This window comes from Streptomyces sp. JLBJ103, assembly GCF_058215575.1.
Window position 1 is genome coordinate 1,129,042 of record NZ_CM177089.1, and the last position, 22,630, is coordinate 1,151,671.

17 protein-coding genes and 2 pseudogenes are annotated in these 22,630 nt (G+C 70.3%); 9 read left to right on the plus strand and 10 right to left on the minus strand.

Features of this window, described 5'->3' with window-relative positions; translation table 11 throughout:
- A complete protein-coding gene (locus AC4BEG_RS04665) occupies positions 1 to 597 on the plus strand; it encodes a hypothetical protein (RefSeq protein ID WP_490704644.1) in 597 nt (198 codons plus the stop codon).
- 2,181 nt (positions 598 to 2,778) lie between these two features.
- Here the strand turns inward: AC4BEG_RS04665 and AC4BEG_RS04670 are convergent.
- Together AC4BEG_RS04670 and AC4BEG_RS04675 are read right to left on the minus strand one after the other, a co-directional pair.
- Positions 2,779 to 3,942, minus strand: coding sequence for a hypothetical protein (locus tag AC4BEG_RS04670; RefSeq protein WP_490704645.1), 1,164 nt, complete (start codon positions 3,940 to 3,942; stop codon positions 2,779 to 2,781).
- 642 nt (positions 3,943 to 4,584) lie between these two features.
- A pseudogene (locus tag AC4BEG_RS04675) lies at positions 4,585 to 4,900 on the minus strand (pirin family protein); the annotation flags it as partial.
- Here AC4BEG_RS04675 and AC4BEG_RS04680 point away from each other — a divergent pair.
- The 4 genes and pseudogenes from AC4BEG_RS04680 to AC4BEG_RS04695 all read left to right on the plus strand — a co-directional run.
- Positions 4,893 to 5,312: pseudogene (locus AC4BEG_RS04680) on the plus strand (penicillin-binding transpeptidase domain-containing protein); the annotation flags it as partial. The pseudogenes AC4BEG_RS04675 and AC4BEG_RS04680 sit on opposite strands and share 8 nt — an antisense overlap.
- A gap of 214 nt (positions 5,313 to 5,526) precedes the next feature.
- Positions 5,527 to 6,789 carry an ROK family protein gene (locus tag AC4BEG_RS04685; protein WP_490704646.1) on the plus strand — a complete coding sequence of 421 codons (1,263 nt, stop codon included), beginning with the start codon at positions 5,527 to 5,529 and terminating at the stop codon, positions 6,787 to 6,789.
- A 16-nt stretch (positions 6,790 to 6,805) separates the two neighbouring features.
- Positions 6,806 to 8,392 carry a glycoside hydrolase gene (locus AC4BEG_RS04690; protein WP_490704647.1) on the plus strand — a complete coding sequence of 529 codons (1,587 nt, stop codon included), beginning with the start codon at positions 6,806 to 6,808 and terminating at the stop codon, positions 8,390 to 8,392.
- A gap of 61 nt (positions 8,393 to 8,453) precedes the next feature.
- The gene (locus tag AC4BEG_RS04695) at positions 8,454 to 11,417 is read left to right on the plus strand and encodes a glycoside hydrolase family 2 TIM barrel-domain containing protein (RefSeq protein ID WP_490704648.1); all 2,964 of its coding nucleotides are present in this window, start codon (positions 8,454 to 8,456) and stop codon (positions 11,415 to 11,417) included.
- Between the two features lie 85 nt (positions 11,418 to 11,502).
- Here AC4BEG_RS04695 and AC4BEG_RS04700 read toward each other — a convergent pair whose 3' ends face one another.
- From AC4BEG_RS04700 to AC4BEG_RS04720, 5 genes are all read right to left on the minus strand, one after another.
- The gene (locus AC4BEG_RS04700) at positions 11,503 to 11,958 is read right to left on the minus strand and encodes a peroxiredoxin (protein ID WP_490704649.1); all 456 of its coding nucleotides are present in this window, start codon (positions 11,956 to 11,958) and stop codon (positions 11,503 to 11,505) included.
- Between the two features lie 124 nt (positions 11,959 to 12,082).
- Positions 12,083 to 12,949, minus strand: coding sequence for a glycoside hydrolase family 16 protein (locus AC4BEG_RS04705; protein WP_490704650.1), 867 nt, complete (start codon positions 12,947 to 12,949; stop codon positions 12,083 to 12,085).
- Between the two features lie 73 nt (positions 12,950 to 13,022).
- The gene (locus tag AC4BEG_RS04710; protein WP_490704651.1) at positions 13,023 to 14,339 is read right to left on the minus strand and encodes an ROK family protein; all 1,317 of its coding nucleotides are present in this window, start codon (positions 14,337 to 14,339) and stop codon (positions 13,023 to 13,025) included.
- A 147-nt stretch (positions 14,340 to 14,486) separates the two neighbouring features.
- Positions 14,487 to 15,743, minus strand: coding sequence for an ROK family transcriptional regulator (locus AC4BEG_RS04715; protein WP_490704652.1), 1,257 nt, complete (start codon positions 15,741 to 15,743; stop codon positions 14,487 to 14,489).
- 55 nt (positions 15,744 to 15,798) lie between these two features.
- Entirely contained in the window at positions 15,799 to 16,215 is a 417-nt protein-coding gene (locus AC4BEG_RS04720; protein ID WP_490704653.1) for an ankyrin repeat domain-containing protein, read from the minus strand.
- 303 nt (positions 16,216 to 16,518) lie between these two features.
- On the opposite strand from AC4BEG_RS04720, the gene AC4BEG_RS04725 reads away from it, so the two are divergent.
- Together AC4BEG_RS04725 and AC4BEG_RS04730 are read left to right on the plus strand one after the other, a co-directional pair.
- On the plus strand, positions 16,519 to 16,713 hold the full coding sequence (locus AC4BEG_RS04725; protein WP_176179613.1) for a hypothetical protein: 195 nt from the start codon (positions 16,519 to 16,521) through the stop codon (positions 16,711 to 16,713).
- Position 16,714: 1 nt separating this feature from the next.
- Entirely contained in the window at positions 16,715 to 18,367 is a 1,653-nt protein-coding gene (locus AC4BEG_RS04730) for a hypothetical protein (RefSeq protein ID WP_490704654.1), read from the plus strand.
- A 38-nt stretch (positions 18,368 to 18,405) separates the two neighbouring features.
- Here AC4BEG_RS04730 and AC4BEG_RS04735 read toward each other — a convergent pair whose 3' ends face one another.
- On the minus strand, positions 18,406 to 19,929 hold the full coding sequence (locus AC4BEG_RS04735; protein ID WP_490704655.1) for an SCO1417 family PLP biosynthesis transcription factor: 1,524 nt from the start codon (positions 19,927 to 19,929) through the stop codon (positions 18,406 to 18,408).
- A gap of 114 nt (positions 19,930 to 20,043) precedes the next feature.
- On the opposite strand from AC4BEG_RS04735, the gene yczE reads away from it, so the two are divergent.
- Positions 20,044 to 20,742 (plus strand): membrane protein YczE, encoded by a 699-nt coding sequence (gene yczE, locus AC4BEG_RS04740; RefSeq protein ID WP_490704656.1) that lies wholly within the window; start codon positions 20,044 to 20,046, stop codon positions 20,740 to 20,742.
- 261 nt (positions 20,743 to 21,003) lie between these two features.
- Positions 21,004 to 21,378, plus strand: coding sequence for an RNA polymerase-binding protein RbpA (locus tag AC4BEG_RS04745; protein WP_014056358.1), 375 nt, complete (start codon positions 21,004 to 21,006; stop codon positions 21,376 to 21,378).
- Positions 21,379 to 21,488: 110 nt separating this feature from the next.
- Here AC4BEG_RS04745 and fxsA read toward each other — a convergent pair whose 3' ends face one another.
- Positions 21,489 to 22,130 carry an FxsA family membrane protein gene (gene fxsA / locus AC4BEG_RS04750; RefSeq protein ID WP_490704657.1) on the minus strand — a complete coding sequence of 214 codons (642 nt, stop codon included), beginning with the start codon at positions 22,128 to 22,130 and terminating at the stop codon, positions 21,489 to 21,491.
- A 167-nt stretch (positions 22,131 to 22,297) separates the two neighbouring features.
- Positions 22,298 to 22,486, minus strand: coding sequence for a Rho termination factor N-terminal domain-containing protein (locus AC4BEG_RS04755; protein WP_490704658.1), 189 nt, complete (start codon positions 22,484 to 22,486; stop codon positions 22,298 to 22,300).
- Positions 22,487 to 22,630: the final 144 nt, after the last annotated feature.

The following is a 22,630-nucleotide window of genomic DNA, read 5'->3' on the forward strand; positions in this document are numbered from 1 at the left end:
ATGCTGTTCCTGACCCGCCATATGCTCAACCAGCATCTGATGGAGCTCCCGGCTCTCATCGACCGATATGCCGCGCGCGATGCCGGATTCGTTGACGACAGTTTATCGTGGATGACATCGGTGGAGCGTACACTCCTCCGGCTCCGGCATCCGCTTACCGGCATGGTCGCGGCCTGCCGCAGTGAAGTGCTGGCCGCAAGAGACGGCTATCGTCAACGTGAGACTGATTCGATGTCAACCAGCAGCCGCCAGGCTCAACGTGCGACTGCCGCCATAGTTGTGAGCCGGATCGAGAAAACTCTCCAGAGCGTAGTGGTGGACATCGACACACAACTCGACGGGCTCAGGGACAAGATGGCTCAGCTACTCGCCCTCGCCTCGAGTATAAAGCCGATTCCTGCGAGTAATGGACGCCCGCGCGATGATTGCCTGCGCTCCCTTTGGGCAGATATGGGCATGATGAAAGAAACGGCCGGTATGTATGCCTACCTCAATGCCGCCATTCCGCGTGACGATGTGATCACCCTTCTCGGGGACGTGCTGGAGAACTTCCTGGCGGCGGCCGAAGGACACGTCAGCAGATCAGCGATCAGCTGATCAGCTTTTGCTCTGTAAGGAGCGAGGATGGAACGCCATCGATACGAGCGGGCCAGACAAGAGATCATCGATACCGGGAGCCAAACGGCGCCCCGAGCTCTTCCGCCTCCCCATGGGGAAGAAATTCCGGACCAGTTCGGCCATTGGCTGCTCCTAGAGGCTCGAGATGAGTTCTCCACTCGTGGCATCGAGGGGAACGAAGCTCTGCGGAGAGCCGCAGCGAGCATGCGGCTTCAGGATTGGTGGGAGACCCACCAAAATGATTTCACAGGCTGATACTCCAGGCGATTTTCGCATCGTGCGGCGCCCCCGGGTGGGAAGCGTACGGCCGCCACGGGATCACCGGAGGTTGTGGACTCCTGAACAACGTGCGGGGCCGCAGGCCATAGCGCAGCCCCTGTCCGGCGGTGAGCGAGGTCCGAGCCGAGGTCCGACCTGAGCATGGCCTGGATCGCGGGCCGTTTCGAGTTCCGGGCCACCGCCCGCCTGTCTGCTCGGGCTGCTGCCGAACGTCGAACGCAAGAACCGCCCGCAACGGGCCGAGCAGGCCGTACCTCCGGCCCGCTGGGACGCCCATGTCGTCCGTAAGGGCATCCGCGTCACGCCGCCGACCACCTCGGCATCCTCGGTGGCATTCTGGCCGTGGACGAGACCGGCTGAGCAGAAGGTCGGGCCCGCGCGGGCGTGCGGCGGCTCTCCACCCGTACCGCGAAGCACCCGGCATCGGCTCGGTGATGGCCGTCGCCTGCTCCACCCGGGTCGGGACCAACCTCGGCCGCGCCTTCGTCCGCACGTACCGGATTCGGCGCGAAACGGCGGCCGAGCCATTGTCCGCCCGCGGCTGGGATCCAGGTATGCAAAGAAGAATGTTTTCAGTACGTTACGGCAATCGGATATCGCCAGGAGGAAATAACAGCAACCGCATTGGAAGTCATTTGCGGTCATGAAGATCGTTATTCCCTCGGCCCTTATTCAGCAGCCCAATGCAACGAGCTGCTGTTATTTTGACACGGCAGCAACTTTACCATAGTCAGGTGTCTTGGGAATTCCATACTCGGGACCATGACCGCTGCTTCAGGCTCCGCACACTCCGCAGTTGAGGTGTTCCTCAGAGGGCTCTCCGGCAGTACACGTGCACAGCGTCGAACTTACCTTCATGAATACCTCGACTACCTTGGATCCGCTCTCCCGTGCGACATCGGGGAACTAGACACCAACACTTTCCTCGACCAGAGGAACGTCGAAGCCTGGCTGACCGCTGCCCGTCAAGGCGCTACCCGCCGCCGCACCGGGTCTCAGGGGTCCCGTGCTATGGCTGCCCCTAATTCAATGGCCGCCCGTATCACAACCATCAACACTTTCTCCAGATTCTGTGGAAGGCCATTGAAGCTGCCCCGCCCAAAGCTCAATTCGGCTCAACGTCTCACACCCGTGGAAGCCCACCGCACTGCCCATCTGCTCGCCCAAAACCCACCGTCGCGAATGAACCCGGCTACGTGGGAACGTTCGGTTGCCATCGTCGCCCTTGCTGTATGCACGGGCCATGGCCTGTCAGACCTGCACGTCATGCGATTGAAGGACGTGGATTTGCAGTACAGACTGCCACGCGTCCACGTCGGTGGCGAGTGGTATCCCCTCGACGTATTCACGAGCAGCGTCCTCGCCCGCTGGCTCGGCACCCGCCGGAGACTGACGACGGGAAAGCGCAGCGGTCCTCCTTCCGACAGCCTCTGGGTCACCACCGGCTGCGGCCGTCGCCGAAATCACCGCGGAAGAACACCAGCTATCGGTCTGCCTACCACCCTACGCACTCTGGTGGCGGCTCATCGCAACTTAACAACGCGTAAGCTCGGCCAGCCGCTTCGACTTGAGCAGTTCTGCGCGGGGGCACCGGCCAGTCGATCCCAGCACGCCGTCTCACTCATCCCCACTCACTCGACGGGTGCCGCGCGGCGAACTCATCTCGATTCTCGCTTTCCGAAGCCAGCATTGTTCGCGAGTGAAGGGAACTTCAGTCCTCAGCGGCGAAGGCCCGGCAGACGTTGATGCGCCGCATGACTGCGTATGAAGCGCACGTCACCGGCCGTGCCGCCACGGCTGCCCTCGCCCCCCGGTCCACAACCTGGCCATGGGCCCGACGGCCATGTCCAACCTCGCCGATCACCCATGCCGCCGCCAGGGCTACGCGGGTGGTACCTGCCGCTGCGCAGCGCCGAGGGAGGCGTCCGAGACGGGCGGGTTCCAGTCCCGAACGAGGGAGAAATCGAGCACGCTGTCCTGGATCGCCTGCATGGGGGTGACAACGCAGACGCCGGTAGTGACGTTGCCGGAGATGCACATGCCGACGGGGTACAGCCCTTCGGCCGTTACCACGCATGCCCCGGAGTCACCCGGCGCCGCAAACAGCGTGCCGAAGGTGGAAGAGACGAAGATCTGGTGGTCGAACCATGCGTTACCCACAGGCGTTGTCACTTCGACGTGAGCCATGATGGCAGTGACCGTCCCACGGCTGAGGCCCGTCGTGCGGCCGGACTTTGCGACCACCTGCCCTGGCATCGCGGCCGGTGGGATCACCCGGTCCCCCAACTGAAGAAGGTTGGGCGGATTCACCGTGGTGTTCAGTACCCAGGAGCTGACCCAGTCCTCAGGAAGGCACCGGGCAGTGGCCGCATCAACGTAGTTGACGCTGCCCGGGCGGAAATCGAGGCGGACAGCCTGTTCCAGAAAGGCGATGGGGTCGCCGCTGGGGCCGTCCTCGCCCATTCCCGGCTGCACAATGGGATCCCATTGCTGGCTCATATTGCAGTTGGCCAGAACGTGGTTGCAGCTGACCATGAGCAGCCATTCTGCTCGCTCTCCGCCGCGGCCGACGCCCAGCATGCCCAAGGTGCCCACGGGCACCGCGGCGGGGCCGGTCCGGCTCACGGAGACGCCGAGCGGCGCCGGCCTGCTGCGCTGCTGGTGCGCGTTCTGGAAGGTGTGGAGGTCGCCCACGACCCGGACGCTGAGCGGAATGCCGTTCAGGGCATCGCCGAGAAGCCGCGTCAGCCAGGAACGCACCTTCTCGTCAGACATCGAGTCGGCTACGAGCAGGCATAGCGACGCGTTATCGCCGCTGAGTGGCCGGGCGGAGTCCGTGGCCCCAATAGCGACGCCACGGAGGTTGTCGTACCTTCCGGGGTGTTCGATACGGGCTTTCCGGATCGCCTCCGCCACGGCGGCACGGGCCTGCACGAGGTCGTCCGGCACCCCCTCAGGTGGCGCGGTCCACGCCTCCGATGGCTCGGGCTGGGGGCCACTGAAGGTGCTGCCGGACAGCCCTTTCCCTTTCTCAAACTTACCCATCGGCCCTATCCCTTCGAAAAACTTGGTCTCTTCGGTGGCCAGGGCCGTGGCGGTGCGTACTCCTAGGCCCTCGCTCGGCGAACCGCTCTGAGCGCGGCAGGAGAACAGAACTCACGCCGCTTATGTCCACAAGCCCATGCAACATCACGGTGAGCCAATTTTCCTGACGAGGAGTGAATATCAGCAAGCACATGATGCGCGATCAGTATCAAAGGTGGTCTCAACGTGCGGGACCGAACTCTCCGGCTATTTTGATGAGCTGCCCTTATTTTTCCGCGGTTGCCGACCGAGGGGGACCGTCCACGCTCGGTGGTACGCCCTGATGCGGCTGTCCGGCCGCGGCGTCGATCCCGTACGTCTTCCGCAGGTTGCGTGCGGCGTCCACGAGTCGGCCGCCGGGGGGGCCGGCCAGGAGGGTCTCTCCACCAGGCAGCGAAGCGGAAGCAGGAAGAGCCCGGCGGCGAAGGCAGCCCGCGCACCCCACGTCCTGCCACGGCGGCGAGCACTGCCCGCTCCGCACGAAGATCTTGGCTGTCAGCAGCGGGGGACACGCCCGATGCGGGCGGCGCCAGTCGCGGCAGCTCGGTCGATCACCATGGCGCGTGGATCACCGGCCACGCGAGAGCTCTCAGAGGCTCAGCCGGGCTCCACGGCGAGGGTGACCGTGGTGGGGGGTACGAGGACAAGTTCGGCCCGAGGAGGAGCGGAAGGTTCGCGCCGGGGAGACCTCCCCGGCGAGAGAGCCCAGGAAAACCCTCGCTTCGGCACCGTCGAGCCGTACCGGGCCGGGGACGTGGTGCTGGAAGTCGCGGTCGGCGTCGTGGTGTGCTTCGGGCAGGGCCACCCACAGCTGTACGCCGTGCAGGACGGTGGTTCGCGGGGTGGAGACCTCCGAGTGGCTGATGCCGTACCCGCCCGTCATGAGGTTCGGCTCGCCGGGCCGTACGAACGCGTGGTTGGCCGCGGCCGTCATCGGCCAGGGCACGGTGCAGATGAATCCGCTCACCATGGCCTCCGTGGCCGCCACCGCCCGGACGGGCGCGTTCAAACAGCCGGTGCTGGTGCCGCGTTCGGTGGGCCACCAGCAGCTCGCCACCAGCGACCGAGCGCTGAGCCCGGCCGTCGTCCAGCAGCTGAAGGGCATGATGCGGCTGACGGCGACCAGTGGCACCGCCGCACGGGCGATGTCCGGGCTGACCGGCGACATCGGTGCCAAGACCGGCTCGGCCGAGATCGACGGCCAACCGAAGACCAACGCCTGGTTCACCGCCTACCGCGACGACATGGCCGCGGCCGCCGTGGTCACCCAGGGCGGCCACGGCGGCGACGCCGCGGGCCCCGTCGTCCGTGAGGTCCTCACCGCTCGCTGAGCCGCGACCGACCGCGACCGATCGCGACCGGCCACGACCGACCGCGGTCGGTCGTCACCGCGAGGTTCCTCTCCCGGACTTCCTACAGGGGTTGTGCAAAGGGGTTGTTCAAGCCGGATCCGCGCCCCTACGCTGACGCGTCACCGGCCAACGCCCACCCGGCCGGTCCCGGCCAACCCCCGGCCAACTCCCGTCCTTCGGAGACGATCAAGAAGTGAAGCGCACCTCCCGGGACATCCGTACCGTGAACCGCTATGAAGTGCTGCGCCATGTCATCGCCGAGTCCCCCGCCGTGTCCCGGCAGCACCTGGCCTCGGCGACCGGACTCAGCCTGGCCACCGTCGCCACGCTCGTCGGTGAGCTGCTGCACCTGGGGGCGATCTCCGAGGTCGGCTTCGAGGACTCCGACGGCGGACGGCCGCGCGGACTGGTGGCCGTCAACGCCCGAGGCGGCGCGCTGATCGGGGTGGATGTCGCGGAAACGTACATCCATGTCGAGGTGTTCGACCTCTCGCTCACCGTGCTGGCCCGCGCCGACGAGGAGTTGCGCCCCGAGCGCCCCGGGGAACGCGAACCGCGCCAGGTGATCGCACGGATCGCCGCCGCCGTACGGGCGGTCGTCGAGGCGGCGGCGATCCCCGACGACCAGGTGCTGGGGGTCGGCGTCAGCATGCCGGGGCAGGTGGACCGCGAGGGCGGGGTGTCGGTCTTCGCGCCCAACTGGGACTGGCACGACGTCCCCGTACTGGACCTGCTGTCCGGACATCTCCGCTACCCCCTCCACCTGGACAATCCGCTACGCGCCTGCACTGTGGCCGAGCTGTGGTTCGGGGCGGCCCGCGGGCGGGAGCACGCGGTGGTGGTCAACCTCGGTACGGGCGTGGGGGCCGGGCTCGCCCTCGGCGGCACCCTGCACCGCGGGGCGAGCAACAGCGCGGGCGAATGGGGGCACACCACCCTGGTGCTGGACGGACGGCTGTGCCACTGCGGCGCCCACGGCTGTGTGGAGTCCTACGTCGGCGCCCCCGGCATCATGCAGAATCTGCGCGAGCTGAGCCCCGGCAGCCCGCTGCTGCACCCCGACGACCAGACAGCCACCGTCGAGGCGCTCGGCCGCGCGCTCGCCGACGGCGACCCGGTGGCCGTGAAGACGGTGCAGGACACCGCCCGCTATCTCGGCGCGGGCCTGTCCGACCTGGTCAATCTGCTCAACCCCGAAGTGCTCGTGCTCAGCAGCTGGGTGGCGGCCGGACTCGGTGAACCGCTGCTCACCGAGGTGCGCGCCGCCGTGGCGGGGCGTGCGCTGCGCCGTCCACTCGTGGGCACCGAGATCGTTCTGTCCCCGATACCGACCAACCCCGTGAGCCTCGGCGCGGCCACCTTCGCTCTGGAGGGCTGGCTCGCGTCGACCGGGCGCAAGAGCCGCACAAACACCAGCACCACTGCCGCAGCAACGATCCGCAGCACATCCTCGTGACGACGGAAGGGTTGCCATGCCATCGACCCGCACGCCAGCGACCCGCACCCCACACAGCCGCACCCCACACGGCCGCACCCCACACAGCCGCACCCGGAAACGCGCACTCCTCTCGGGCGGAGCCACCGCGCTCGCCCTCGTCGCTTCCCTCTCCCCCGCCGCCCCCGCCAACGCGGAGAACGCAGCCACCGCCCACGTCTCCTCCGCCCCCGCCCAGACCATCGACAACATCGGTGCCTCCGGCGCCTGGTGGGTCAATGACCTGGCTGCTTTCTCCCCCTCCGGCAAGGCCGAGGCCGCCCGGATGCTGTTCGGCCGCGACGGGCTCGCCCTGTCCGCCTACCGCTACAACATCGGCGGTGGTGGCACCGGTGTGACCACGCCCGAGCGCGCCCCCGACGATTTCCTGAAGGCAGACGGCGGCAAGGCAGGCGACGGCAAGGCAGACGGCGGCTACGACTGGTCCAGGGACCCCGGCGGCCGTGCCTTCCTCCGCTACGCCGCCCGCTATGGCGTCAAGGATCTGATCGGCTTTGTCAACAGCGCCCCGGCCCGCTGGAAGACGAATGGGAAGAGCTGCGGCGGGTATCTCGAATCCGCCGACGAGAAGAGATTCGCCCGCTACCTCGCCGATGTGACGGACCACTTCGCGAAGAAGGGCATGGCCCTGGACTACATCAGCCCCTTCAACGAGCCGACGAACAGCTTCGCCGAATGCGGCCAGGAAGGCATGCTGGTCGGGGTCGATCAGCGCGACGACATCGTCCGGGCACTCGGCGCCGCGCTGGACGCGCGCCGCTCCCGCGTCGGCATCACCTCCGACGAGTCCAGCAGTACCGAGGACTTCGTCACCCAGGTCCCGCAGTGGCTGAACACCCCGGGCACCGCCCGCTACGTCGCCAAGCTGGCGCATCACACGTACAACAACCCGAGCGACACCGCCCGCGCCGAGGTGGCAAGGACGGCCAAGGCACTGGGAAAGACGTCCTGGTCCACCGAGATCTGCTGCTTCGGCAAGGGCGGTACGGACTGGGCCCAGGAGTACGACCCCACCATCGACAACGCCTTGTCGATGTCGCGGATCATCCACAAGGACTTCACCGTGGCCCATGACGCGGCGTTCCAGTGGTGGACGGCGCTGTCCAACAAGATGGGCGCCGATCCGGAGACCGGTGCCGGTGCCAAGAACGACCAGGGCTGGAACGACGGGCTGATCTACTACGACCCGGAGTACGCCGCCAACGGCAATCAGAAGCTCTACCCCACCAAGCGCTATTACGCGCTCGGGCAGTACAGCAAGTTCGTACGCCCCGGTGCCGTCCTGCACGAGGTGACCGGCGCGCCGAGCGATGTCGAGGTCACCGCCTTCCGGCAGCGGAGCCGCTGGATCCTGGTGGTCAACAACCACCGCGACGGTACCGCGGGGCTGAAGCTGGACCTCGGGGCCGGACAGCGTCTGTCCGCCGTTTCCGCGGTACGGACCTCGGCCACCGAGAACTGGGCCGGGGCTCAGCGGCCCGCCGTGTCCGGCGGCACGGTCTCGGCCTCGCTGCCGGGCCGTTCCATCACCACCTACGTGCTCGACCAGCGTGGCCACGACTGACCCGACCAAAGGCTGATCGAAGGCTGATCGAAGGCTGACCGAAGGCTGACCGAGGAGAACGATGAGCTCCACGCAGCACACGCCGCATACGTCACACACGCAGCACCCACCGCACCCGCCGCACCCGCCGCTTCCGTACTACGAGGACGTCTCGCCCGGCAGCGGAGCGCTGCCGCCCCGTGCCTGGTCCGCCGACACCGACGCGGCGCGGCTGAGCCTGAACGGCACCTGGGCCTTCCGGCTGTCGCCGACCGCCACCGCCGAGGACGACTCCTTCGCCCGCCCCGGCTACGACGCCTCGGGGTGGGACGAGGTCCCGGTGCCCGCGCACTGGGTGCTGCACGGCCACGGCGCGCCGATCTACACCAACCACCTCTATCCGTTCCCGGTGGACCCGCCGAGGGTGCCCACCGAGAACCCCACAGGTGACCATCTGCGCGGCTTCGACCTGCCCCCGGGGTGGCCGGACGGCGGCGACGCGGTGCTGCGTTTCGAGGGCGTCGAGTCCTGTGCCCGGGTCTGGCTCAACGGGGAGGAGCTGGGCACGTTCAAGGGCAGCCGGCTGCCGCACGAGTTCGCCGTCGGGGGGCTGTTGCGCCCGCGCGGCAATGTGCTGGCGGTGCGGGTGCACCAGTGGTCCTCCGGCAGCTATCTGGAGGACCAGGATCAGTGGTGGCTGCCGGGGATCTTCCGCGAGGTCACACTGGAGCACCGCCCCGAGGGCTGTGTCGAGGACTACTTCGTCCACGCCTCGTACGACCACGTACGCGGTGCGGGCACCCTCCGGATCGACGCCGATCCCGGTGGCCGGGTGACCGTGCCCGAACTGGGCCTGGACCTGGCCACCGGGGAGAGCGTCAGCGTGCCCGTGGAGCCGTGGACGGCGGAGACCCCGCGGCTGTACGAGGCTTGGCTGACCACGGTGGGCGAGAGTGTTCCACTGCGGATCGGCTTCCGCACCGTCGTGGTCGAGGAGGGGGTACTGAAGGTCAACGGCAGGCGGGTGCTGTTCCGCGGGGTCAACCGGCATGAGTTCCACCCGGAGTCCGGCCGCGCGGTGGACCTGGAGACCATGCGCGCCGATCTGACGCTCATGAAGCAGCACAACATCAACGCCGTGCGCACCAGCCACTATCCACCCCATCCGGCCTTCTTCGGGCTCTGTGACGAGCTGGGGCTGTGGGTGATCGACGAATGCGATCTGGAGACTCATGGCTTTGTCGAGATGGACTGGCGGGGCAATCCGGTGGACGACAGCCGCTGGACCCCGGCGCTGATCGACCGCGCCGCCCGCATGGTCGAACGCGACAAGAACCATCCGTCCATCGTGATGTGGTCGCTGGGCAACGAGTGCGGCACCGGCCGCGGGCTGTCCGCGATGGCCGACTGGATCCGCGAGCGCGACCCGTCCCGGGTGATCCACTACGAGGGCGATCTGTCCTGCGCGGACACCGACATCTACTCGCGGATGTACGCGCCGCACGATGAGGTCGAGCAGATCGGGCGGCGCGTCGAACCGCCGTTGGGCGATCCGGAGCTGGACGCCAAGCGCCGCCGGTTGCCGTTCATCCAGTGCGAGTACGCGCACGCCATGGGCAACGGACCGGGCGGACTCAGCGAGTACCAGCGGTCGTTCGACACCCATGAACGCTGCCAGGGCGGCTTTGTCTGGGAGTGGATCGATCACGGTCTGGCCAAGCGCACCGCCGACGGCACACCGTACTTCGCGTACGGCGGGGACTTCGGCGAGGAGCTGCACAACGGCAACTTCGTCTGCGACGGTCTGGTCTTCCCCGATCGCACCCCCTCGCCAGGACTGACCGAGTACAAGAAGGTCATCGAGCCGGTCCGGATCGACGGCGATGGCGCAGCGGGCACGGTACGGATCGCCAATCACCATGACTTCGCCGATCTGTCCCATCTGGCCTTCTCCTGGGCGTACGAGGCCGAGGGCGATGTGCTGGCCACCGGCGAGCTGGCGGTTCCCCCGCTCGGCCCGGGGCTCGCCGCCGAGCTCAAACTGCCCACGCCGCCGGAGACCGAGCCCGGCCAGGAGACCCGGTGGACCGTGGAGGCGCGGCTCGCCGCCACCACGGGGTGGGCGGGGGCGGGCCATCCGGTGGCCTGGGGCCAACTCCCGGCCCGGGTGCGGACCGAGCAGCCGCACCCCACCGCCCCGCAGGAGGCGCCGCGCCGCGACATCGGGCGGATCGTGCTCGGTCCGGGCGTCTTCGACGCCACCACCGGTGAGCTCACGGCGCTCGGCGCGCTCGCGGTCGGCGGGCCGCGGCTGGACGTCTGGCGGGCGCCCACCGACAACGACAACGGCGCGTCCTGGCAACCCGATGAGCGCTACGGGCTGATCTGGCGGGAGCTGGGGCTGCACCGGATGAAGCACCGGGTGGACGCGGTGGAGCCGGACGCCACCGGGCTGACGGTGCGGGTGCGGGTGGCCGCCGCGGCGACCGATCTCGCCCTGGAAACGGTCTACCGCTGGACCGCCGCCGGGGACCGGCTCCGGCTGGCGGTCTCGGTCACCCCGCGCGGTGAGTGGAGCTGTCCGCTGCCGCGGCTGGGGCTGCGGCTTGAGGTCCCGGCCGCGCTGGGCCATGCCGAGTGGTTCGGCGGCGGCCCCGGCGAGGGATACCCGGACACCAGGGCGGCGTGCCGGCTGGGGCGCTGGGCCATGCCGGTCGACGCGATGCAGACGCCGTACGTCCGGCCGCAGGAGAACGGGGCGCGGCCGGATGTCCGCTGGGCGCGGCTGTCCGCGCCCGACGGACGGGGGGTGCGGATCGAGGGCGCCCCGCCGTTCTGGTTCACCGCGCGCCGCTGGACCGGTGAGCAGCTCGCCGCCGCCACGCACACCCCGGATCTGGTGGCGTCGGAGGACACGGTGTGGGTCAACCTCGACCACGGTCAGCAGGGCATCGGCAGTCTGTCGTGCGGGCCCGGGGTGCTCGAGCCGTACCGCCTCATGGCCGCACCGGCGGAATTCACCTTTGCCTTCTGCCTGCTGGAGTGAGCGCCGACCGCCCCTCGGCGGGCCGCACCGCGCGGCCCGCCGATGGGTCCGTACGCTCGCAGCGGGCTCGCTGACCCGACAGGGTCTAGCTCCCCGCGCTCCGCAGCGCATCGAGCGCCTTGTCCGCGTGCACCGTCATCCGGAACTCACTCTTGACGATCTCCAGCACCCGGCGATCGGTACCGATCACAAAGGTGACCCGTTTGGTCGGTACGGCCGCGAGTCCGCGCTTGACGCCGAACCGCTCCCGTACGGTGCCCTCCGGGTCGGAGAGCAGCGGATAGCCGAAGGAGTGGCGGTCGGCGAACTCCGCCTGCCGCTCCACCGAGTCGGCGCTGATGCCCACCGGCTGTGCGCCCAGCGCCCTGAACTCCGCGGCGATATCGCGGAAGTGGCACGCCTCCTTGGTGCAGCCGGGAGTCATCGCCGCGGGGTAGAAGAAGAGCACCACCGGCCCGTCCGCGAGCAGTCCGCTCAGCGTACGGGCCGTGCCGGTCTCGTCGGGAAGTTCGAAGTCCTCGACCACATCACCGATGTCCATGGGAGCACGCTACTCGCCGCCCGGACGGCCCGTTCCACGCGGTCGGGATCGTGATCCCGGCCGCGGCCCCGCGGGGTGCGGGGCCGCGGCCGGGTGTGGGGGGTGAGGTGCGGTACGGGGTGGCTCAGTTGACGCCGGTCACCTTGACGTAGTCGACGACGAGCGACTGCGGGAAGGTGGTGCCGCCGTCCGGGTCACCGGGCCAGTCGCCGCCGACGGCGAGGTTGAGGATGAGATAGAAGGGGTGGTCGAAGACCCAGCGTTTGCCGCCCAGATCGGCGGGGGTGCGGGTCTGGTAGACCTGTCCGTCGACAGACCAGGTGATCTTGTCGGGGGACCAGTCGACGGCGAAGGTGTGGAAGTCGTCGGCGAACGCGGCTCCATCCGGGAGGGTGTAACCGGCGCCGATCCCGCCCGAACCGGAGTAGCCGGGGCCGTGGATGGTGCCGTGGACGGTGCCCGGCTCGAAGCCGACGTTCTCCATCACGTCGATCTCACCGCAGTCGGGCCAGCCCGCGCTGCCGATGTCCGTGCCCAGCATCCAGAACGCGGGCCACATGCCCTGGCCGCGCGGCACCTTCAGCCGGGTCTCCACATGGCCGTAGGCGGTGGAGAAGGTGCGGGCGGTGGAGAGCCGGGCGGAGGTGTACTCGCACCGGCCGTACCAGCAGTTGTAGTCGGCCGGGTTCTCCTTGCGTGCGGTGATGACCAGGTTGCCCTGGCCGTCGAGCGCGGCGTTCTTGGTGCCGTCGGTGTAGTACTGCCGCTCGTGGTTGTTGACGTTGTCACCGGTCTCGTAGCCCCAGCGGGAGCTGTCCACGGCGCTGCCCGCGGGGCCGTCGAAGTTCTCGGTGAAAGTGGCGGCGGAGGCGGTAGTGGTCTTCTCCGTGTGCGGCCCGGTGGCGTTGGCCGGGGCGGTGAACCAGGGGATGGCGGCCAGCGCGGTGGCCGAGAGCAGGCCGATCACGGTGGTGCGCAGGGGCGTTCGCATGGAACCGTGGTGCCTTCCTGTGGGGGGTGGGCCGGTGGTCGCCGGTCCGGGGAAGGTGCTGCGGCCGGTGCCGTCACGGCCGGTGGAACATCGGTCCGGTGGGACATCCAGGGGGAGTGATTTCGGCCCGGACGGGTCGCGCGGACCGAACAGGCCCAACGGGCCGAACGGACCGCTGGGGCACGGGAGTCCGGTCCGGATGCGCGCCGTCGGCGAGGAAGCGGCGCACCGGGAGGGTCGCGGCGCCGAGTGCGACACCGCCCGGTCCCAGCCGCCCCAGCGCGATGGTGGTGTGGGCGTACGGCCGGCGCAGCGCCTGCGCGGCCACCGACTCCCGGATCCTGGGCAGCATCCGGGCGCCGAACAGCAGCCCGGCCCAGCCCCCGAGGATGACGCGCTGCGGGTTGAAGAGGTTCACCAGGTTGGCGATCCCGGCACCGAGGTACACCGCCGCCTCCTCCAGGACACGCTGTGCGGCGGGTGAGGTGCCGGCCGCGGCCAGCAGCGCGGTGAACGCGGACTCCTCGTCCCCCCCAGGAACCGGACGGCCGCGCCGGGCCTGGCGGAAGCGTTCCAGGACGGCTTCGGCGCCCACATACGCCTCCAGACAGCCACGGGCGCCGCACCGGCAACGGCGGCCCCCGGCCTGGACGGTGGTGTGGCCCCACTCGCCCGCGCTGCTGGTCGCGCCGCGGTACGGCGCCCCGCCGGTCACGATGCTCGCGCCGACGCCCGAGCCGATCAGCGCGATCACCGCGGTGTCCGCGCCACGCGCGGCACCGAACCACATCTCGGCCTGGCCCTGCGCCGTAGCACCGTTGTCGACGAACAGCGGCAGCGCGGTGCCCGCACGCAGCAGCCGCTCCAACGGCACCGCCTCCCAGCCGAAGGACTGGCCGTGGACGAGGGGGTCGGGTCCGCGCTCCACCACGCCGGAGACGCCGATGCCGACGCCGAGGATCGCGGACGGTGGCACACCGGCGCTGTCGATGACGGTGTCGAGGCCGGCCAGGATGTGGCCGACAACGATGTCGGCGTCGTGCCGTCCGACGCACAGCGCATAGTCGGCGGTGGCCCGCTGGTTCAGGGCCAGGTCGAACAGCGCGATACGCACCCGGGTTTCACCGATGTCGACGCCGATGACGTACCGGTGTGCACGGACCAGCCGGAGCCGCGGCGGGTCCGTGTCCGGCTCGATGAGGACGCCCTCGGTGAGCAGTTCACCGACAGCCGTGTCCACAGCGCCGACGTCAAGGCCCGTACGCAGGGCGAGTTGGTCTCTGCTGAGCGGGGAGTTGAAGTACAGCGCCCACAGGACCGAGGAGCGGACGTCACGCCGGGCGTCATGCGCGGTGGTGCGCGGGTGGAGCTGGGCTGTCTGGACCGTCATACATCACCTCCCGGGGAGTCATAATGTCCAGCCGGATTCAGGACATGTCAACAGGTCTGGACCTTCTTGTTTCAAAGAACTTGAGACGACACGGGCCTCAACTCCCTTGAAACGGACAGAAGTCGAACCCACCGAACCAGCGGAACGTCAGACGTCCCCACCGGTGGCGAGGAAGTGGGCCAGCGGAAGGGTGGCCGCACCCAGCGCCACGCCATCCGGCCCGAGCGCGGCCGGCTCGATCTCGGTCCGGGCCAGCGGGCGGCGCAGGGCATAGGAGGCGGTGGCCTCCCGGATCAGGGGGAGGGCGTGGGCGCCCAGCAGCAGTCCGGCCCAGCCGCCGAGGATGATCCGCTCGGGATTGAAGAGGTTGATCAGGTCGGCGATGCCCGCGCCGAGGTAGCCGACGGTCTCCTCCAGTGCCTCGCGCGCCCGGGGGTCGGTTCCGTCGGCGGCCCGCAGCAGCGCGGCGAACGCCTCCTGCTGTCCGGCGGCGGGCACCGGGGCGGCGCTGGACCCGCGGTCGTCGCCGGAGCTCCCGGCCGGCGCGATACCGCCGCCGCACCGACCTCTGTCCCGGTACCGGTCCAGCACCGCCTGTGCGCCGATGTACGCCTCCAGGCAGCCGACCGCCCCGCACCGGCAGGTGCGCCCGCCGACCTGGACAACGGTGTGGCCCCACTCCCCCGCGCTGCTGGTGGCACCGCGGTACGGCGCCCCGCCGGTCACGATGCTCGCGCCGACGCCCGAGCCGATCAGCGCGATCACCGCGGTGTCCGCACCGCGCCCGGCACCGAACCACATCTCGGCCTGGCCCTGCGCCGTAGCACCGTTGTCGACGAACAGCGGCAGCGCGGTGCCCGCACGCAGCAGCCGCTCCAACGGCACCGCCTCCCAGCCGAACGTCTGGCCGTGGACAACGGCCTCGGGCCCCCGCTCGACGATGCCGGGCACTCCGACCCCCACGCCGATGACCGCTTCCGGCGCCACCTCGGCCTTGGTCAGGACCATCTCGAGTCCGGTCAGGATGTGATCGACGATCGGTCCGATCTCATAGCGATGAGGGAGCAGCGGATGCTCCCATCGGGCGAGTTCGGTCAACCCGAGGTCGAACAGCTCCACCCGGACGTGGGTTTCACCGACGTCGACCCCGATGAGGTGGCCGCTGCCGGGGGCGACCCGCAGCAGCGTCCGGGGGCGCCCGCCGTCGGAGTCCACCGAACCGGCGTCCTCCACCAGTCCGTCGGCGCACAACTCGGCGACAACATTGCTGACCGAGCCCGCGCTGAGCCCGGTGAGCGCCCCCAGTTCCCGACGGCTCACCGGACCCCGGAAGTACAGTGCGCGCAGCAGCGTCGAGCGGTTGCCGCGCCTCAGGTCATGTACGGTCCACCGGTTCTCGGCCATCGGGCTCCTTCCCCCGGCCCGAATCTACCGGCCCCGGGCCCCGGAGGACCGGGGGTCACTCCGGCGCCCCGAACAGGGTGAGCAGGTCCTCCCGCCCGAACATCCGCGCCGTCTCGACCGCCGAGGGCGACCCGGCCCGTGGATCGGCGCCGCCGGCCAGCAGCACCCGCAGCACCTCCTCCTCACCCTTGAAGGCGGCCCCGGCGATGGGGGTCTGCCCCCGCTCATTGACCCGGTTGGGGTCGGCGCCGCGCTCCAGCAGGGCCGATACGGCCGCGGGGTGGCCGTAGTAGGCCGCCAGCATGAGCAGTGAATCGCCCTTGTCGTTGGTGAGGTTGGCCGGGACGCCCGCGTCCACGTAGGCGGCGAGGGTGTCCGTGTCGCCGTGCCGGGCCAGGTCGAAGACCTTGGCGGCCAGTTGCAGCACCTCAGGGTCGTGGGCGGGCTCGGTCTCGGGGTTCGGTTCGCTCATGGCGTCTCGCCTCCGGCTCGGCTTCCGGCTTGTCCGTGTACGTGTCCTTGTCCGTGTACGTGATCACTTCTACGCGATCACGTACACCCTGATCACGTACACCCTAAGGAGGGCGGGGCTCCGGAGCGGACCCCGCGCCGGAGCCGTACCGGCCCGCCATGGAACCCCACTGCACACCCCACTGCACACCCATTGTGATGATTACACCGATAATCCACCCATTTGCACCTTTCCCTAGATGGATACATGCTGTGAGCCTGGAACCACTCATGGTGACCGTCCCCCACCAGCCAGGAGACCGTGATGATCCTCTCCATTTCCGGTGTCGTACTGCTCGGCATCGTCGTCTTCGTGTTCTTCCGCAAGGACGGCCTCAAGGGGTCCCACGCCGTCGTCTGCGCCCTCTTCGGCTTCTATCTGGCGAGCACCGCGATCGCCCCGAGCATCAAGGCGGGCGGCGCGAGCCTGGCCAGCCTGCTGGGCGGAATCAAGATCTGACGTGACTCGGCGACCGCTCCCCCGACTCCGTCTCGGCAGTGCCCCGGCCCCGCTGCTGCGCGGCCGCGACTTCGCCCGCACGGCGGCCGACAGCGCCGCCGATGTGCTCCACCCGCTGATCGCGCTCACCCGGGGGCTGCGGGTGATGGCCTCCGCCGTGCGGCGGACGTGGGTGGAGCTGCCGGGCGAGCGCCGCGGCCCCGCGCTGTTCCTCGCGGCAGCGGCCGTGCTCGGCGTCTTCCTGCTGCCGTACGGGCCGCTGGTGGCGGTGGTCTGCGTGTTGGGAGGGGCGTGCTGGGCGGGCCGGGAGCGCGCCACCGCCGCCCCGGGCGGTGGCCTCGGCCCGGACGGTACCGAGCGGCTGCGCACCCTCTACGAGGCGCTGGTGCCGTACTTCTCGGCACCGGAGGACCCCAGTCCGCTGTACGCCCACGGCGGGGACTGGGAGAGCGCCTTCGAGTCCTACGCGTTCGACGAGGGCGGGCGGCTGTCCCGGCTCCAGTTGCGCTACCCCGCGTACTTCACCGACGCCGAGCCCGGCTCCCGGGCCCGGATCGAGCAGCTGCTGCACGCCAAGTCCGGACGCGGCCGGGAGTACCTCTTCGCATGGGACGAGGAGGCCAACCGGCTGACCCTGACGGTGCTGCCCCCGCTGTCCACCACGATCTGCGCCCAGCGCTTTGTCACCACCCCCGGCGAGACCGTGCTCGGCTTCACCGACGACTCGTCCGTGCAGCGCACCCTTCCGGTGCTCGAAGGCGAAGGTGCGGCCACCGGTGAGGGCGGTGCGAGCCCGGCCGTGGACGGCGGCAGCGGCTCCGGGGGCGGCCGGGGCGGCGGCACGCCCGCCGCGCCCGCGACCCGCGATGTCCCGCCGGTGGTCTGGCGCACCGGACCGCGCTCCACCGAACCGCATCTGCTTGCGCTGGGCCAGCCCGGCAGCGGCACCACGACCCTGCTGCGCTCCATCGCGCTCCAGGCACTGCACCACGGGGACGTCCTGGTGGTGGACGGCAGCGGCACCAGCGAGTACGCGTGTCTGGGCGGACGGGCCGGCGTGCTGGCGGTGGAGTGCGGTCTTGCGGGGACGCTGGCGACGCTGGAGTGGGCGGGGCACGAGACCGAGCGGCGGCTGATCGCCGCCAACCGCGCACGGCAGCTGGGCCATCCGCTGCCGGACGACATCCAGCGTCCACTGTGGATCCTGCTGGACCGCCCGTCGGTGCTCAGCCATCTGGCCGCCGCCGACGGCCGCCCCGATCCACAGGAGCTGCTGGCCGTACCGCTGCGGTACGGCCGGGCGGCGAACGTACGGGTCGTGGTGGCCGACCAGCTCGACGCGGCCGACGGGCTCTCCGAGGCCGTACGGACCCACACCCGGGCCCGGGTGGTGCTGGGCCCGGCCTCGTTCGACCAGGCCGCCGCAGTCCTCGGTATCCCCCCGCACACCACGCCCACCCAGGAGATGCCAGCGGGCCGCGGTTACGCCCGGCTCGGCACCGGCCCGGTGCACCGGCTCCAGGTGCCCGCCACCCCGGATCCGTACGACGACGCGACGAGCGAGGCACAGCGGCAGGCGGTGCTCAGGCTGCTGCCGCGGCCGGAGGTCCCGCCGGTGGAACAGCCCCGGACCTCGGCTCCGTCCGGCGCCTGAGCCGTCGCCGGGGCGTGACAGCGGCCGACGCCCCGGGCTCAGGCGACGTACGTCCGCGGGGCCTCGGCCTCGGTGACGGCGCCGGTGGCGACCAGTTCGGCCGCGGCGGCCAGCCGGGTGGCGGCCTGCTCGGCGACCGCGCCGCCGACGGTGAACGGCAGCCGCACATAGCCCTCGAAGGCCCCATCCACCCCGAACCGCGGCCCGGACGGCACCCGTACCCCCAGCCGTTCGCCCGCCTCCGCGATCCGCGACCCGGAGAGGCCGCCGGTGCGGACCCACAGCGCGAGCCCGCCGTGCGGCACGGTGAACTCCCAGTCGGGGAGGTGCCGGCGCAGGGCGCCGACCAGCGCGTCGCGGTGGCCGCGCGCCAGCTCGCGGCGGACCGCGACGGCCTCTTCCCAGCCGCCGGTGTTCAGCAGCCAGGTGACGGCGAGCTGTTCGATGACGGGGGTGCTCAGATCGGCGTAGGCGCGGGCGGCGACGAGACTGCGGATCACCTCGGGAGTGGCACGCACCCATCCGATGCGCAGCCCGGCCCAGAAGCTCTTGCTCGCCGAGCCGACGGTGATCACGGTGCTGCCCGCGGGGTCGAAGGCACAGAGCGGAGGCGGCAGTTCCACGTCCTCGTCGAGGCACAGTTCGGCCATGGACTCGTCGGCGACCAGCACGGTCCCCGCCGACCGGGCGGCGTCCACCAGCCGGCGGCGCTGCTCCTCGGTCGCGAGCGCGCCGGTGGGGTTGTGGAAGTCGGCGACCACATAGGCCATACGGGGCGCGGCGGCGCTCAGCACCTGGCGCCAGGACGGGATGTCCCAGCCGCCGAGCCGGTCGGCCATCGCGACGGGGACGAGCCGGGTGCCCGCCTCCCGCATCAGCTGGAGGATGTTGGCGTACGACGGGGATTCGACGGCGACCCGCTCACCGGGGCGTACCAGCAGCCGGGAGGCGGCGGCCACCGCGCCCATGGCACCGGTGGTGACCATGATCTGCTCGGGCATGGTCGGGATGCCGCGCGCGGTGTAGCGGTCGGCGAGCGCCTGGCGCAGGGCGGGCAGCCCGGCGGGGTAGTCGCCGTGGGTGCCGGCGTGGGGCGGGAGATCGTCCAGGGCGCCGCGCATGGCGCGGGTGAGCCAGGGCTCGGGGGCGGGCAGCGCGGCACAGCCGAGGTCGATCACGGAGGCGGCGTCCTCCGGCGGCAGCGGGTCGAGCCCCCGGGTGGGCAGCGGGCTCCCGGCGGGCATCGCGGTCCAACTCCCGGCGCCGCGCCGCGACTCCAGGAACCCTTCACCGCGCAGTGCCTCGTAGGCGGTGGCCACGGTGGTACGGCTGACCGCGAGCGCGGCGGCCAGTTCGCGCTCGGCGGGGAGCCGGGCGGCGACCGGAACCCGGCCCTCCAGGATGAGCAGCCGCACCCCGCCGGCCAGGGCGCGGTAGGCGGGCACCCTGCGGCCGCCGTTGAGGGAGGCGGTCGCGCCCGCGGGCACATGTTCGCGGGTGTGCTGTGATCCGAGCAGCCGCGCCAGTTGCGGTGCCCCCACCGCGGAGGTCCACGGACTCATCGCAAGCGGTCCACCTTTCCCGGATTGGCCATGGAACCGGACTGGCTCCGGACCACAGAGTGTCATGCCACCGCCCACCGCAACCAGGGCGGGACGACCCATGAAGGAAGAGGCATGAAAAGGAAGAACGAGGACGCGTTGCCCTCAGATCCACCGGGGCGCCGCCTCGTCCGCCGTCTCGTTCAGCTCTACATCGGGCTCGCGCTGTACGGCGTGTCGATGGGGCTCCAGTTGCGGGCCTCGCTCGGCCTCGACCCGTGGGACGTCCTCCACCAGGGCATCGCCAAGCGGATCCCGCTCTCGTTCGGCACGGTGACGATCGTCGTGGGCGCCGCCGTCCTGCTGCTGTGGATACCGCTGCGGCAGCGGCCCGGACTGGGGACGGTGTCCAATGTGCTGGTGATCGGACCGGCGGCGGACGCCACGCTGTGGCTGGTACCCACCCCCGAGGCACTGGCGGTGCGCATTCCGCTGCTGGTGTTCTCGATCGTGCTGTGCGGCGCGGCCACCGGGCTGTACATCTCGGCGCGCTTCGGACCGGGGCCGCGGGACGGGCTGATGACCGGACTGCACAAACGCACCGGCCGTTCGGTCCGTCTGGTGCGGACCGGGATCGAGGTGGCGGTGCTGGTGACGGGGTTCGCGCTGGGCGGGTCCGTGGGCGCGGGCACGGTACTCTTCGCGCTGGCCATCGGGCCGCTGTCACAGTTCTTCCTGCGGCTCTTCGCGATCCCCACCCCGGGCACGGAGTGCTGCGAGGTGGTCGCACGGGGCAGCGCCGAGGGTCGGATCCCGGACAGAACGGGGACCTGATTTCGAGGTCGAGGCAGTGGAGCGGTAGTGTACGCCCTTGGCCCACCAGGCGGACCGTTACTGCGCGCTAAAGTACCAGAAACGCTGGGTGACATCTGCTGCCAGATGTGACAAACCGGGCGCCTGTGGGTAGAACAACGGGGCGGCACGACGGGCGACGCATGTCCCAACACGGGAATCTTCACCGCCGACCGGACGTTGACCGGATGACGACGACAGCGACACCTGTCCTGTGGGCGACAAGCCCGGGAGGCACGATTCATGAGTGAGCGAGCTCTCCGCGGCACGCGACTCGTGGTGACCAGCTACGAGACCGACCGCGGCATCGATCTGGCCCCGCGCCAGGCGGTGGAGTACGCATGCCAGAACGGACATCGATTCGAGATGCCGTTCTCGGTAGAGGCGGAGATCCCGCCGGAGTGGGAGTGCAAGGCGTGCGGCGCCATGGCACTCCTGGTGGACGGCGACGGTCCTGAGGAGAAGAAGGGCAAGCCCGCGCGCACGCACTGGGACATGCTCATGGAGCGGCGCACCCGCGAGGAGCTGGAGGAGGTGCTGGCCGAGCGGCTGGCGGTCCTGCGCTCCGGCGCCATGAACATCGCCGTGCATCCGCGGGATACGCGCAAGTCTGCTTGACCCGCAGACCTGCGGAAGCACTGACGCACGAGGGCCGGGGCCACCGCCGAGCGGTGGCCCCGGCCCTCGTGCGTCCACAAACCCCTTGGTGTGCCGCAGTCTGGTGCGCCTCAGTCGCGCCGCGCGGAGTGCGGACCGCCCTCGTCGCCCCGGATCTCACCCCGGATGGTGTCGCGGCTGCCGTCACGAGCGGCGTCGGGGCTGCCGGCACGCTCCTCGTCGCGGATCACTTCGCCCTGGATGACCGTGCCGCCCTGGCCGCCCTGGCCCGGCCGCTCCCGGCCCTGACGGTCCTGGCGGAACGGATCTCCGGGCGCCCCCGGGACGTACCCCATCCGGCGCGAGAGCGCCCCCTCCGCGCGGCGCCGCAGCAGCGCCCGGGTCGGCGGGAACAGACACACCAGCGCGGCCACGTCGGAGAGCAGCCCCGGCATCATCAGCAGCAGCCCGCCCAGCATCGTGAACGAGGACCCGGGCCGCGCCGCGGGCTTCGACGGGTCGGCGCCGGGCTGCATGGACTGGGTCAGGCTCTGCCAGGCCCGGCGCCCGCCGCGCTTGACCACGGCCGCGCCCACCACCACTCCCGCCACCAGCAGCAGGAAGACGGTCAGCCCGCCCGCGGCGTCCGCCACCACGGTCAGCAGCCAGATCTCCAGCACCAGCCAGGCGGCGACCCCCAGCGGGACGAAGGTGCGGGCGCGCGAGCGCTTCGGGCGGGTCGGGTCGCTCTGCTGCGATGCGCCGGTCGTCATGCCCTCCAGTGTGCCCGGCCCCCCGGGGAACTCGGGTCCCGGGGCCGAAGATCCCTCCGGGATCCCGGTGGACGCCACGACAGCGGACGCCACGACATGGATGGTCCCCTGCCCCCCGCCCCTCCCACGGGCGGGGGGCAGGGGCAGGGGAACCGCCCGCGGCCGGGTCAGCGATGCCGCAGTGCCGAGATGAGCTCGCTCTTCGACATCTGCGACCTGCCCTCGATACCGGCCTTCTTGGCCTTGCGGTAGAGCTCTTCCTTGGTCTGCGACTCCATCGTGCCGGACTTGGTGCCCCGGCGGGGCATCGACCGGCGCGATGTGCTCTTGCTGCTCTTCATGGTCGTTTTAGGCATGTTCCGCCTCCTTCCGCCTCAAGTCTCGGGGACGGGGCGGCCGGATGCCCGTGGGACTACTCCGAGCGGTAGGGGCAGGCGGTGGCTGAGCGGACTCGCTGAAGTCCGGTGCGGTTCGGGTGCGCCCCGAAGGGGCGCGGGGCT